Annotated in this window: 13 protein-coding genes and 3 pseudogenes; 6 read left to right on the top strand and 10 right to left on the bottom strand. The window is 57.6% G+C overall.

What is annotated here, in order from left to right:
- The first annotated feature begins 21 nt into the window (after positions 1-21).
- The 4 genes from trpD to trpC are packed head-to-tail and all read left to right on the top strand — an operon-like array spanning position 22 to position 3,372.
- Positions 22-1,062 (top strand): anthranilate phosphoribosyltransferase, encoded by a 1,041-nt coding sequence (gene trpD, locus THISIDRAFT_RS05870; protein ID WP_006786478.1) that lies wholly within the window; start codon positions 22-24, stop codon positions 1,060-1,062.
- 32 nt (positions 1,063-1,094) lie between these two features.
- Positions 1,095-1,724, top strand: a complete 630-nt coding sequence (locus THISIDRAFT_RS05865; protein ID WP_221913963.1) for an IS607 family transposase — start codon at positions 1,095-1,097, stop codon at positions 1,722-1,724.
- Entirely contained in the window at positions 1,721-2,554 is an 834-nt protein-coding gene (locus THISIDRAFT_RS05860) for a zinc ribbon domain-containing protein (RefSeq protein WP_221913962.1), read from the top strand. Before THISIDRAFT_RS05865 ends, THISIDRAFT_RS05860 begins: the two co-directional genes overlap by 4 nt.
- A gap of 11 nt (positions 2,555-2,565) precedes the next feature.
- Entirely contained in the window at positions 2,566-3,372 is an 807-nt protein-coding gene (trpC, locus tag THISIDRAFT_RS05855; protein ID WP_006786481.1) for an indole-3-glycerol phosphate synthase TrpC, read from the top strand.
- Positions 3,373-3,803: 431 nt separating this feature from the next.
- Here the strand turns inward: trpC and THISIDRAFT_RS05850 are convergent, their stop codons facing one another.
- The 5 genes and pseudogenes from THISIDRAFT_RS05850 to THISIDRAFT_RS05830 all read right to left on the bottom strand — a co-directional run.
- Complete coding sequence (locus tag THISIDRAFT_RS05850) at positions 3,804-4,109, bottom strand: helix-turn-helix domain-containing protein (protein ID WP_006788926.1); 306 nt, start codon at positions 4,107-4,109, stop codon at positions 3,804-3,806.
- A 288-nt stretch (positions 4,110-4,397) separates the two neighbouring features.
- Positions 4,398-4,808 carry a type II toxin-antitoxin system RelE/ParE family toxin gene (locus tag THISIDRAFT_RS05845; protein WP_006788455.1) on the bottom strand — a complete coding sequence of 137 codons (411 nt, stop codon included), beginning with the start codon at positions 4,806-4,808 and terminating at the stop codon, positions 4,398-4,400.
- A gap of 247 nt (positions 4,809-5,055) precedes the next feature.
- On the bottom strand, positions 5,056-5,643 hold the full coding sequence (rnhB, locus tag THISIDRAFT_RS05840; protein WP_006788457.1) for a ribonuclease HII: 588 nt from the start codon (positions 5,641-5,643) through the stop codon (positions 5,056-5,058).
- Positions 5,644-5,649: 6 nt separating this feature from the next.
- Positions 5,650-6,450, bottom strand: coding sequence for an undecaprenyl-diphosphate phosphatase (locus tag THISIDRAFT_RS05835; RefSeq protein WP_006788458.1), 801 nt, complete (start codon positions 6,448-6,450; stop codon positions 5,650-5,652).
- A gap of 209 nt (positions 6,451-6,659) precedes the next feature.
- A pseudogene (locus THISIDRAFT_RS05830) lies at positions 6,660-6,786 on the bottom strand (transposase); the annotation flags it as partial.
- A 64-nt stretch (positions 6,787-6,850) separates the two neighbouring features.
- On the opposite strand from THISIDRAFT_RS05830, the pseudogene THISIDRAFT_RS05825 reads away from it, so the two are divergent.
- Together THISIDRAFT_RS05825 and THISIDRAFT_RS14725 are read left to right on the top strand one after the other, a co-directional pair.
- Positions 6,851-7,723 (top strand): annotated as a pseudogene (locus tag THISIDRAFT_RS05825) (RNA-guided endonuclease InsQ/TnpB family protein); the annotation flags it as partial.
- Positions 7,639-7,896, top strand: a pseudogene (locus THISIDRAFT_RS14725) (zinc ribbon domain-containing protein); the annotation flags it as partial. The pseudogenes THISIDRAFT_RS05825 and THISIDRAFT_RS14725, both read left to right, overlap by 85 nt.
- Positions 7,897-8,096: 200 nt before the next feature.
- On the opposite strand, the gene rpmG reads toward THISIDRAFT_RS14725, so the two are convergent.
- From rpmG to THISIDRAFT_RS05800, 5 genes are all read right to left on the bottom strand, one after another.
- Positions 8,097-8,264 carry a 50S ribosomal protein L33 gene (gene rpmG / locus THISIDRAFT_RS05820; protein ID WP_006788460.1) on the bottom strand — a complete coding sequence of 56 codons (168 nt, stop codon included), beginning with the start codon at positions 8,262-8,264 and terminating at the stop codon, positions 8,097-8,099.
- Between the two features lie 12 nt (positions 8,265-8,276).
- Positions 8,277-8,513 carry a 50S ribosomal protein L28 gene (gene rpmB / locus THISIDRAFT_RS05815; protein WP_006788461.1) on the bottom strand — a complete coding sequence of 79 codons (237 nt, stop codon included), beginning with the start codon at positions 8,511-8,513 and terminating at the stop codon, positions 8,277-8,279.
- A gap of 69 nt (positions 8,514-8,582) precedes the next feature.
- Entirely contained in the window at positions 8,583-9,872 is a 1,290-nt protein-coding gene (locus THISIDRAFT_RS05810) for a Coenzyme F420 hydrogenase/dehydrogenase, beta subunit C-terminal domain (RefSeq protein WP_006788462.1), read from the bottom strand.
- Positions 9,873-9,971: 99 nt separating this feature from the next.
- Positions 9,972-12,353, bottom strand: a complete 2,382-nt coding sequence (locus tag THISIDRAFT_RS05805) for a YdgA family protein (protein WP_006788463.1) — start codon at positions 12,351-12,353, stop codon at positions 9,972-9,974.
- Positions 12,350-12,526, bottom strand: a complete 177-nt coding sequence (locus THISIDRAFT_RS05800; protein ID WP_159098540.1) for a hypothetical protein — start codon at positions 12,524-12,526, stop codon at positions 12,350-12,352. The genes THISIDRAFT_RS05805 and THISIDRAFT_RS05800 overlap by 4 nt, the downstream gene beginning before the upstream one ends.
- Positions 12,527-12,579 lie beyond the last annotated feature (53 nt).

Below are 12,579 nucleotides of genomic sequence, written 5' to 3'. Positions count from 1 at the left end.
TTTTGTCAGAGGAGTTGCCTGATGGAGATACAATCTGCGATTCGCGCCGTCACTGAACGCCAGGATCTCAATGCCGAGGCGATGTACGCCGTGATGCAAAGCATCATGACCGGAAGCGCCACACCTGCCCAGATCGGCGGTTTTCTGATCGGTCTGCGCATGAAAGGCGAAACCGTAGAGGAGGTCGCCGCCGCCGCCCGCGTGATGCGCGAACTGGCCACGCCCGTGGCGGTGCAAAAAGACTATCTGGTAGATACCTGCGGCACCGGCGGGGATGCCTCCAATACCTTTAATATCTCCACCGCCAGTGCCTTTGTGGTGGCCGCCGCCGGGGGGCATGTGGCCAAGCACGGCAACCGCTCCGTCTCCAGTCGCTCCGGCAGTGCCGATGTGCTGGAAGCCGCCGGGATTCATCTGGAGCTTACCCCGCAACAGGTGGGCCGGTGTATTGATGAGGTGGGGGTGGGCTTTTTGTTTGCGCCCTTGCACCATGGGGCGATGAAACATGCCATCGGCCCGCGCCGCGAGATGGGTGTGCGCACCCTGTTCAATGTGCTGGGGCCGCTGACCAATCCAGCCGGGGCAAAAAATCAGGTCTTGGGCGTGTTTAGTGATCAATGGGTGGAACCGCTGGCGCAGGTGCTGCATAAACTGGGTAGTCGGCATGTCATGGTGGTACACGCCCAAGATGGCCTGGATGAAATCAGTATCGGCGCAGCCACCACCGTGGCGGAATTGCGGGATGGCGAGATCCAGTGCTACCAGATTGCCCCAGAGGCCTTTGGCATTGCCCGCACGGCGCTAGACACCTTGCGCGTATCCAGTGCCGAGGAAAGTCTGGCGATCATTCGCGAGGTATTTTCCGGGGCCTTGGGACCGGCCCGCGACATAGTGATACTCAATGCCGGGGCGGCGATTTATGTCGCCGGTCTGGTATCCAACCTGGGAGAGGGCATCGAACAGGCGCGCCAGGCCATCGACAGCGGCATGGCCATGCAGCGTCTGGAATCCCTGGCCCGTCTGACACAATCCCTGCGAGCGGAGCTAAAAACTGTTGCTTGATTTTTTTTCTGCAAATATCTATAATTGCTTACATGAGTAAGATATATCGCATTAACGAGTTTGCGAAACGGATCGGAAAAGCACCCTCGACAATTCGGCGCTGGGAGCGCGAGGGGAAGCTCGTCGCAAAGCGCCATGCGTCCGGACATCGCTATTTTGACGAAGCGGATGTGCGCTTGATGCTCGGTGGGGCGCCCCGTGAGCGGGATGTCGTGGTCTATTGCCGGGTTTCTAGTGCCGGACAGAAAGACGATCTCGCTTCGCAGGTCCAAGCAATGGAAACCTACTGCCTGGGCGCGGGAATTGCGGTGGATGAGTGGATTCAAGAGATCGGTGGCGGAATGAACTTCAAGCGCCAGCGGTTTCTTGGCTTGGTTGATCGGATTCAGCGTGGTGAAGTGCGCCTGCTGCTGGTGGCGCACAAAGATCGGTTGATGCGCTTTGGCTTTGATCTCTTTGCGCACCTGGCGGATGAAAACGGCTGCAAGATCGTGGTGGTTAACCAGGAATCGCTCTCGCCCGAGCAGGAAATGGTCGAGGATTTATTGGCGATTGTGCATACCTTTTCTTGTCGGCTGTACGGGATGCGCAAATACAAACAATCCATCAAGGAGGACTTTGCAGAGATGCCCGTTCGCCAGCCCAAGGATTTGTGCGAATGAAAGTCACGCGGATTTTGTGCGCCAAGCGCCCGAACCAGGGCAAAGTCGGGGCGTTGCGCGAACAGGCGCAGCGACTCGGGCAGGTGCGCTCCGAAGTCTTGGTCGATTCCGACGGCGACCACCACGGCCAGGAACTGGGCGCGATCCTCACCGACCAATCCGACAAACTCAAGATCAAATACCAGCGTCGCGCCAAGCTGCGGGCACTCGCCAACAACACCCGCAACCCGCGCAAGCGTCAACACATTCGCCAGTTCAACTTGGGGCGCAAGAAGCTCAACCGGCAGATGAGCAAAACCCATGCGCGCATCCGCGACATTGTATTTCAATCCGTTCACAAGGTGGTCGATAAAGCCGCCGTGATCGCGGCAGAAGATTTAACCGCCCCCATGGCGAGCAAGTCCTTCGGCAAGAATGCCAATCGTCGGCTGGCAAGCTGGACGAAAGGTGTTATTGCCCAAGCACTTGACAGTGTTTCAAGCCGTCGAGGTTCGACGGTCGTTCTGGTCAATCCGGCTTACACATCGCAAATGGATTCTCGAACTGGATGCCTTGACGGCAAACGGCAAGGGGATCAATTTTACTGTTCCGACGGGGTTGTGTTGCAGGCAGACCAAAACGCTGCGCGAAACGTGCTGGCGAGGTTATCAGACCCGGACATTGAGCGGTTTACCCCGTTCAAGCGGGTCAAGGCGATCTTGCTGGAACGGACTGAGCGCCTCCGGTTGGGACTGCTCAACCAGGACTCCAGTTGCTCGCCCTTCGGGGCGCTATCAACGGAGAGCGAATTACCGAAAAACCATCCTGAGCAACTTTTTTCAGGTTTTTAGGAGCAGGACTAATGCGCGAACCCCACGCTGATATTCTCAACCAGATCCTGCGGCGTAAATGGGATGAGCTGGCGGAACGCTCCGTGCAGACGCCCTTAGCCGCGCTGGCTAAATTTGTAGAAGCTGCCCCCGCGCCCCGTCCCTTTTTGCAGGCCCTGCAAAGCCGCCTGGCCCAAGATCAGGCGGCCGTGATTGCCGAGATCAAAAAGGCCAGTCCAAGCAAAGGCGTGTTACGCGAGGATTTTAATCCGGCAGAGATTGCACAAAGCTATGCCGCTGCCGGTGCGGCCTGTCTGTCGGTGCTCACCGACCACGATTTTTTCCAGGGCCATGAGGCCTATCTGGAAGAGGCACGGGCGGCCTGTGAACTGCCGGTGTTGCGCAAAGACTTTATCATTGATCCGTATCAGATCTATGAGGCGCGGGTCATGGGTGCCGATGCGGTCTTGCTGATCATGGCGGCGCTGGGTGATCCCCTGGTGCGTGAATTACTGGCGCTCACCCATGAGCTGGGTATGAATGCGCTGGTCGAGGTGCACGATCGCCAGGAGCTGGAACGCGCCCTGGACCTGGATGTCATGCTGATCGGCATCAACAACCGCAGCCTGCACACCTTTGAAACCCGCCTGGATACCACCCTAAACCTTCTCGACATCATCCCCTATGATCGGCTGGTCGTCACCGAAAGCGGCATCCATACCCTCGCCGATGTCAAGCTGATGCGCACCAGCGGGGTACATGCCTTCCTGGTCGGCGAAGCCTTCATGCGCGCCCCAGACCCCGGCGCCAAACTCAAAGAACTGTTTTTTACGCATTGAGCGCTCCAGCAAACACAGGGCAATCGCGTATAACCGTTTGGGAAACGCTGATCAAATACGGCAATTCGTGATGCCAGTATCTGTATCTGCTCCTAAAAACCTAAACAAAGTTGCTTATGCGATTTTTAGGCACTTCGCTCTCCGTTGATAACACCCTTGCGGGCGAGCAACTGGAGTCCTGGTTGAGCAGTCCCAACCGAATGGCCGGTCAACACCGGCAACATGGGCGGTTTCAGCCGTCGAAACCCAGCTTGCGCCATAAAAGTGGCCTCGGCGTTCATCCTGAACAGAGAACAACTTTGCGATTCGACTTCGACCCCGACCATAGAACGCGAAACCTTCGCGTTTGTAGATAACCTATCTACAATGGATAATTCTGATAAACAATGAAGAAAAAATCAAGAACTGTTTTTTGCTCCGCCGCGCTTGCATCAAATAATGGCCTGCAAGCCCTTGTCGGCGATGATGTTGAGTAGTTTGAGTGCCGGGCCGGATGGACGCGTTTCCCCCTGTTCCCACTTGCGTACCGTCGAGGCAGTGGTATGCAGGTGATGGGCAAACACGGGCTGGCTGAAGTGCAGCGCCTCACGCAGGTGTTTAATGTCGTCGGCACTGAACTCCCGCACTGGAGGCGGACAAATCACGTCGAATTCACGCATCGTCACCTTGCTGATCGCGCCAGCATCGTGCAATGCGGCCAGGTCAGCGCGCAAGGATTCAATGATTTTGCTCGTCACAACACACCTGCTGCTGCTCCTAAAAACCTAAACAAAGTTGCTTATGCGATTTTTAGGCACTTCGCTCTCCGTTGATAACACCCTTGCGGGCGAGCAACTGGAGTCCTGGTTGAGCAGTCCCAACCGAATGGCCGGTCAACACCGGCAACATGGGCGGTTTCAGCCGTCGAAACCCAGCTTGCGCCATAAAAGTGGCCTCGGCGTTCATCCTGAACAGAGAACAACTTTGCGATTCGACTTAGACCCCGACCATGGAACGCGAAACCTTCGCGCTTGTAGATAACCTATCTACAATGGAGAATTCTGATAAACAATGAAGAAAAAATCAAGAACTGTTTTTTGCTCCAATAGAACACCCGCCTGCAATGCCTTCGCCAGATCTTTGGCCGATAACGCTAGAAATACCTTGCCGGCATATTGCAACGCTTTTTTCTCATCCCGCGTGATGTTCGCCTTGTCGCTTTTCGGGAACCCATGCAGGAATACATAACGGTGACCAACACGGGCTGATAACAAGGTACGGTAGCCACCGCTCTTACCCGCACCGGGACGGGCGACCCGCTTTTTATAGAGGTTGCCGCCCAAATCAGCATCAATCAGTCCGCTTTCCATTTCCTGGACTGCCCTGCACAGGGCCGTATCGGACAGCTTCTCGCTTGCCTGCCAACGTGCGAAGTCCTTTCGTTTCAAGACATTCATACCTCATCTACCTTCAAAACTATACCCGTAACGGGCATGATTATCCATCCCTTGCTCACAGGGCTGGCGCGTATAAATTCTTAAACCAAAGGGGATATTCGTGCGATAGTCATCATCCCAAGAAACCTTGTGGTGTTTCTTCGACATACCCAGCCTGGAGGGCTTTCGTTACAGCAAACGCATACACAGATGGCGGTGAGGATAGCCGGACATTGCCTTTTGCAGAAGTTTATACGCGCTCGCCTGATTAGCGCAGCGAGAGCGGCAAAGCGGCCTGTACCGGGGCAAAGCTGCGCCGATGGCAGGGGCTGGGGCCGAGACGGGTGAGGGCTTCGCGGTGGGCCTGGGTGCCATAGCCTTTATGCTGGGCAAGGCCATAGCCGGGATACTGTACATCCAGCGCATCCATCAGGGCATCGCGGGAGACTTTGGCCAGAATGGACGCCGCGCTGATGGCCGGAACCGTTTGATCGCCGCGAATGATGGCCTGCACCGGGATAGCCAGTTCAGGGCAGCGATTGCCGTCAACCCATACGACATCCGGCACCAGGGCGAGCGCGTTGACTGCCCGCTGCATCGCCAGCAGGGTGGCCTGCAGGATATTGAGCTGATCAATCTCTGCGACACTGGCCTGGGCAATGGCATAGGCCAGGGCCTGCTGTGTTATTGCCGTGGCCAAGGTGGTGCGACGTTTGGCGCTGAGCTTTTTGGAATCGGTGAGACCGGGCAGCGTGTAATGTGCTGGCAAGATCACCGCAGCGGCGACCACCGGCCCGGCCAGTGGCCCGCGACCGGCCTCATCGACACCGGCAATCAACGACAGGGGCTGTGTCACCGCGCCTCACCAGAATAAAAAGACCAAAAAGCCCCCCAGCAGCAGGCGATAGACCACAAAGGGTAACATCCCTATACGCGCCAGTAGCTTGAGGAAGAAGTGGATACACAGATAGGCGCTGATCCCTGCAACCACGGCACCCAGCATAATCGCCCCCCAATCGACCTCGGTCGGCGGTGCTTGCAGCAGATTGAGGGTTTCAAAGCCCCCGGCTAGGGCGATAATGGGAATGGACAGGAGAAAGGAATAACGGGCAGCGGCTTGACGGGTCAGCCCCAGCAGCAAACCGGCGGTGATGGTCACGCCGGAGCGCGAGGTGCCGGGAATCAGCGCAAAGGCTTGCGCAATGCCGATGAGCAGCACATCTTTCCAGCCGATCGAGCGCTCATGGCGGGTGCGCTTGCCACGCCAGTCGGCATACCCCAAAAGCAGCGCAAAGACGATAGTGGTCACCGCAATGACTTGCGCCGAACGCAGATGGGTAGCAATCAGATCATGCAATAACCACCCCGCCAGCGCCGCCGGCAGGGTGCCGAATAAGACCGCCCAGGCCAGGCGGGCATCCGGGCTGAGTCCACGCCCGCGCACAGAATCCAGCCAGGCGGCGCTCATGGCATACAGCTCGCGACGAAAATACAGCATCACCGCCACCAGCGAGCCTAGGTGGGTAGCCACATCAAAGCTTAAGCCCTGATCGGCCCAGTCGGTTAATTCCGGCACTAAAATCAGATGGGCGGCGCTGGAGATGGGCAAAAACTCGGTCAAGCCCTGAATCAGCGCCAGCACCAGGGTTTGCACGAGATCCAAGCGGATTTACCTGTGAGGCGTATTTTATACGGCGGTCGTGGTGCATTTCACGGTTAAAGCGGCAGATCGACGGCACGCTAACCGGCCCGTCCCGCAAAAACAAAAAACTCGGTCGTGAACCGGGCTTTTGCTTACCAGTTAGCGCGAAAAGCCCCGGCGTTCAGGCCGGGGATGGATAGCGCGGCGTCCGCAGGACGCCTTTGTCGTCGTTAAGCTGGCGTCGCCTGCTGCTCAATGTATTGGCGCATGATGCTGAGAGGCCGCGCCGCCACAACAGGCCGCGAAGTAGGACGGCGACCACAGAACGCCTTTGTAGTAGACGCGTTTGGCACTGTCAGACAGTGCCAAACGCGCCGACTGTCGTTGTTTTCTTTAACAAACCAAACTTATACTATGCGACATGCAACGTCTTCAAGCCTACCGATTTGCGCTAAAGCCCAACGGCAAGCAACGGCGCCTCATGCGTCGATTTGCTGGCTCGTGCCGGTTCGTCTACAACAAGGCGCTGGCGTTGCAACAGGATCGACGCGAGGCGGGAGAAAAGAAGCTCGGCTACGCGGCACTCTGCAAGGCGCTCACCGAGTGGAAGGCGCAACCGCAAACGTGCTGGCTGAACGAAACGCCCAGCCAAGCCTTGCAGCAGGCGCTCAAGAATCTCGAACGCGCCTACCAAAACTTCTTCGAAAAGCGTGCCGACTTCCCGCGCTTCAAGAAAAAAGGCGTATCAGACCGCTTCCGCTACCCACAGGGCATCAAGCTCGACCAAGGCAATAGCCGCATCTTCCTGCCGAAACTCGGCTGGCTGCGCTATCGCAACAGCCGTGACGTGTTGGGCGAAATCAAAAACGCGACCGTCAGCCAGACAGGCGGCAAGTGGTTCGTGTCGATCCAGACCGAGCGCGAAGTCGAGCCGCCGGTTCCCCATGGTGGCGCCATTGGGATCGATATGGGCATTGCCCGCTTTGCCACGCTTTCGGATGGCACGGTCTTCAAGCCGCTCAACAGCTTCAAGAAACATCAGCATCGGCTGGCACGCTATCAGCGCCGCATGAGCCGTAAGGTCAAATTCAGTAGCAACTGGAAGAAGGCGAAAGCCCGCGTCCAGCGTATTCACACGCGCATCGCCAACGCCCGCCGCGACTATCTGCACAAGGCCACGACCACGATCAGCAAAAACCACGCGATGGTATGTATCGAGGACTTGCAGGTACGGAACATGTCCAGGTCGGCGGCAGGCAGTACCGAAAAGCCGGGAAGAAACGTTTGGGCCAAATCCGGACTGAACAAGAGCATCCTCGATCAGGGCTGGTTCGAGTTCCGCCGCCAACTGGATACAAGCTGGCGTGGAACGGCGGCTGGCTCGTCGCCGTGCCGCCGCAGTACACCAGTCAGACATGCCCGTGCTGCGGCCACGTCTCTGCGGACAACCGGCAGACGCAGGCGCAGTTTCTATGCGTCGAGTGTGGCTTTGAGGAAAACGCCGATGTGGTCGGCGCGATCAATGTTCTAAGGGCGGGACACGCCCGGTTCGCCTGTGAAGTGAGCGGTGCGGTAATGCCGCCAGCAGCAGGAACCCACCGAAGCGACTCAGGCGATTGCCGCCTGAGCGCCGTAGGAATCCCCGTCCAAAAGGCGCGGGGAGGATGTCACTTGATCTTGGCTTCCTTATACGCAACGTGTTGGCGTATCACCGGATCAAACTTCTTGATTTCCATCTTGTCAGGGGTATTGCGCTTGTTTTTGGTCGTGGTATAGAAATGACCCGTACCGGCGCTGGATACCAGTCTGATTTTGTCACGCACACCTTTAGCCATGAGGCGGTCTCCTTAAAATTTCTCGCCACGCGAGCGCATATCTGCAAGGACTGCATCAATGCCTTTCTTGTCAATGATTCTCATGCCTTTGCTGGACAAACGCAGCTTCACCCAGCGATTTTCGCTTTCCACCCAAAAACGATGGGTATGCAAATTGGGCAAGAAACGGCGCCGTGTCTTGTTGTTGGCATGGGATACGTTATTGCCGGTCATCGGGCGCTTACCCGTGATCTGACACACTCGGGCCATGGGGGGATTCTCCAAAAATTCGGCTATATTTCCGACGAAAGCCGGTGATTCTAGCTGATTAGCACAACGTCAATCAAGCGCTATCTTCTGGCTTTCGCTGGGGTTTGCTTCAATCGGGTAGGGTTTGAGGATTGTCCACAGGTGGGGCGGGATCATCTGGGCTACCCGGTTGGGGCGGGCGCGGCGCAGGTGCAGCACGCTTTCGGCGGCTTTCATCTCAACCCGGGCGCGAGCAAATTCCAGACCCTTGGGGCCGATTTTGGGCATCAGCCAGGCGACCAGCGGGCGAATCCATTTCGGCGTACTGCGTAACGGCAGGCCCCCCGCCGCTCGTTGTGTGTTCTGAATAAAGCCGCGCACGGCGGTGTGCCGCTTGCCTTCGCTGCTGGGGTCTTTTTTGCGCAGTTCGCCGTCAACCTGTTGCAATAAAGCCTGCCCTTTGGTATTGCGCACCAGCAGCCATTGTTCGCCGCGTCCGCCCATATAGCCTACGGTAATATCGGCAAGGCTGTTGGTGTAATCCACGCAGGTCTTGCAGGGCAGGGGGAAAAAATGCGGCGACAGCGTAGACAGGGGCAGTTGCAGGAAGGGAATGGTGCGCTTCTGGCCATCGGTAAAACGCAGCTCTACCTGATAATCAGCACGAAATTCCAGATAGGTGATCTGCTCGGGATGCGGGTCGAGCAGACTGAGAAAGTGATGGAAATGCGCGGTGGTGGTGTTATCCGAACAGGGGATGCCGATCACCTCCAGGCGCTCAAATCCCAGTTCTGGCTCCAAAACCCGCAAGGCATGTACCTGACAGGGCACAGCAATAACGGCCAGCCGGGTATAGCCTTGCGCCAAGGCAGGCTCTAGCAGTGCCAGCAACGGTGCATAGCCCATGCGCATGCCGCGACACTCACGCAAGGCGGCAGGGTCTGTGACCAGCACCGGCACCGGACGCCAGGAATCCTGCGGATCAGGGGCCACGGTCAGCACGGCATCGACGGCCTGGGTTTCCAGCAGCCGTTCGGCAATGCGCGTGGTGATTCCCGTCCACTGGGCACCGGGCCGTTCATGGATCAAGGCGGCCTGATACATCGCCGTATAGGGGCCAAAAAACAGCTCATCGTCTTGCGGGTTGCGCTCGCGTCCGTGGACGCGCTTTTCCAGGGCGGCATAATCTGGCTTGACGAACTGACAGGCGCGGGCGCAACGCTCGGGATTAGCGGTGCGTGAGATACCGCAATCCGTACACAGATCACGGTCACGCGGCGCGGCCAGCGGGGGGGTCCAGTGAGCAGCGGTGGGCTCGGTGGTAGGAAAGGGGCTGGCGACAAAGCCCACATTGTGCAGTTCTTGAGTGGCTTGGCTCATAAAGGCATTTATTTAATTGGCTAAGGGTGGATTAACGTGGCGACATCCTCTTGATGTCGCTGCAAAAAAAGCGACACCTTGGAAGGTGTCGCCACGTCGTTAGGGCATCATCGACATCAAGGCGCTCATGTCATTGCCATTAAGCTTCATCTGCCCCAGGCTGTCCGCCTCGATGTGATAGTGATGGTAAAGTTTGCCATCCGCATCGGTTTTTTTCTCCCCAATGATTCCCAGCATGGCGATCATTGCCCGCAGCTGCTCGGCCAGCATGGGATCGGCCTCAAAGCCTGCCGCCCATTGCCCCATGCGTTCCAGATCATGCAGATCAATGCGCGCCTCGGCCTGCAAGTGCGGCGCGACATCTGCGGCCGCCGCCTGGGCTTGTGCGTTAGCCTGCATGAGCAGGGTGCTTAATGGAAACTCCCAGCGCCATTCGCGGATGTCTAATTGCGTGGCATGTGCCAGCAGGCTTTGCAGGGCAAATTCCGGGTTTAGCATCCCGTCTGACATGGCTTGAGTGAGCAGAGCGCTCAACGGCAGGCGCTGCAAGGCGATATCAAAGGCCACGGTATGCGGATTGAGTTCAGCGGGCAGATTTTCATCCATGCTCAGCGTACCGTGCTGTAGATATTGCAGTTCGGCGCTGGGCGTTTGCGTATCCAGTGCATTCAATGAAAACTGTAGCTCCATCTGCGTAAGCGTTTCGGCGCTCTCTCCCGGCTGGCGCAGACTCAAACCCTGCAACTGACTGGACAGCGTGAGCTGACGCAGCAGAGATTGCGCAAAGGTGCCCGGATCGGCGCCTGGCCCCTCACTAAACAACTGTACCCAGGCCAGCGGTGCCAGCTGCTGCAGCTGCATTTTCCAGTCAAGCGATGCCAGTGCCCCGGTCATCTCGTCGACCAGAAACTCCAGACCGTCAGCACGGTACTGCACACTGAGATCACGCTGGCGGTCGGCATTATCGGAAGGCGTCAAACGCAACTTGGCCAGAAAGCCATCAAGCCGAATATAGTCCTCGCCATCAGGCTCTTGCACGGCCAGTTTCTCCAGCGCCAGACTGAAGGACAGCAAACCACTGGCTTCCAGCAGCTTTTGCATCCAGGCCAGCGGATCCAGCGAAACAGCCTGCTCGGTCAGCTCATTCAGTAATCCCGTGAATACCTGCTCATCCAGTGCATCATGCTGGGTCTGCAGGCTAATATTTGCCAGCTTGACCACCTCATGCCCGGACAGCGAAAACATCTGTACCCCCTCCAGATCTAGCGTCCCGGTGCCAGCCTGATGCCCCTGATCATCGAGAGTCGTCTGACTTGCCAGACGCAATTGCTCGATATGCGCCCGATAGAAATCATGTGGCCGTGTCGGCGCATAGCTACCCGATGGAGTCTGTGTATCGGGCGCTGATGCCCCGGCCACCACGTCCAGCCCCGTGAATACAACATCCAGCGCGGGTAAGCTCTGCGTGCCAGCATCCCACAGCCCGTGCAGGGCGCGCTCCTGACTGTGCAGCGTCGCCATCACCTCGCCGTCTTCATCCAGCAGGTGCTGCGTCGGTGACAGATCAATCGCCAAGGAATAAGCGCCATCGTCTTGCGGTCTTAGGGTCGCCGTCACTTCCCCCAGATCCAGACTGAACGATTCGCCGTCTTCACCGTCCGGGCTTATATGCAGGAGGGCATGAGGGCTGTGCCAGTTCAGCGTCCCATCGGGGGCCTCCTCCACGGCCAGCTCCGTAGCAACAACGCGGAAACTCTCATCCCCGGCAAGCCAGCCTAAAAAGCCTTCATGCAAAGCCTGTGCAGACGCAGACAATGCGGCAAGCGCTGGGATTTCAGCGGCAGAATCATCCGCTGTCGGTGTCTCGGTCATGGACTCAGATTCAGCGAAAGGCGCAGCGGCGTGTGTCTCAGGCTTGGTCAGAGCAACCAGCATATTGCCCACATCCAGAGCCTGCACATCACCGGTTAGCGACATCTGCCACAGCGTCTCATCGGCCTGTGCGCGTAAGATCGCCTCACCGCTCCCGCGCACCCAGGCCAATGACTCTGGCTCCAACTGCTGACCGGGCGTCAAGGGATGCCAATCAAGATAGGCATACGTCTCAAGATGCAACAGCAGGGACTCCATGCTTTCTGGCTGTGCTGCAAGCGTACCTGCTTCAATACGCTGCAGATAATCCTGCAAGGCTGCGCGGTCAGCGCTGAACAGATCAATACCCTGGCGGCGCAGCTCCAGAGCCAGCGTATTGGCGGCATCGGGCAGGCGGTCAAAGGCCCGCAAGGCGCGTAGCGTCAACGGCCCCTCCGCCAGCAAACGCAATAATTCAACCGGCTCCTGGGCATATTCCAGCGCGCCATTGACTTCAATCACCGCCAGGGTACCCAGATCATCGCGGGCCCACAGCGGGCTATTCCATACGGCTAAAAGCAGTACACCAAGCACTGCATAGCGCAGATAATGGGGGATGTCTTTGATCATTGTTCGCTCTCTGGTTTAGGATTTAGGCCGCAGGCGGTGCGCTCATCGACGATAATTTTTAAACCGTGCAGCCAGGCTTCACCGTCAGGACGGTCGATTATATGCTCAAACAGCTGCTCCAATTGCTGCGGTTCATCAACGGATTCAAGCCATGTCTGGCTTTGTGCGACCACTTTCGTACATGCGCAGCCGTCACAAACCTTGCCGTGGCGACCACCTCATGCGT

It is taken from the genome of Thiorhodospira sibirica ATCC 700588 (assembly GCF_000227725.2).
GTDB classification, from domain to species: Bacteria; Pseudomonadota; Gammaproteobacteria; order Ectothiorhodospirales; family Ectothiorhodospiraceae; genus Thiorhodospira; species Thiorhodospira sibirica.
This window is presented reverse-complemented; position numbering and strand designations above follow the sequence as displayed.

Coding starts and splice junctions, on each gene's coding strand:
- rpmB (WP_006788461.1), bottom strand. CDS start 8,513: ATGGCCCGAGTGTGTCAGATCACGGGTAAGCGCCCGATGACCGGCAAT.
- THISIDRAFT_RS05845 (WP_006788455.1), bottom strand. CDS start 4,808: ATGAATGTCTTGAAACGAAAGGACTTCGCACGTTGGCAGGCAAGCGAG.
- THISIDRAFT_RS05865 (WP_221913963.1), top strand. CDS start 1,095: ATGAGTAAGATATATCGCATTAACGAGTTTGCGAAACGGATCGGAAAA.
- trpC (WP_006786481.1), top strand. CDS start 2,566: ATGCGCGAACCCCACGCTGATATTCTCAACCAGATCCTGCGGCGTAAA.
- THISIDRAFT_RS05860 (WP_221913962.1), top strand. CDS start 1,721: ATGAAAGTCACGCGGATTTTGTGCGCCAAGCGCCCGAACCAGGGCAAA.
- trpD (WP_006786478.1), top strand. CDS start 22: ATGGAGATACAATCTGCGATTCGCGCCGTCACTGAACGCCAGGATCTC.
- THISIDRAFT_RS05810 (WP_006788462.1), bottom strand. CDS start 9,872: ATGAGCCAAGCCACTCAAGAACTGCACAATGTGGGCTTTGTCGCCAGC.
- THISIDRAFT_RS05805 (WP_006788463.1), bottom strand. CDS start 12,353: ATGATCAAAGACATCCCCCATTATCTGCGCTATGCAGTGCTTGGTGTA.
- rpmG (WP_006788460.1), bottom strand. CDS start 8,264: ATGGCTAAAGGTGTGCGTGACAAAATCAGACTGGTATCCAGCGCCGGT.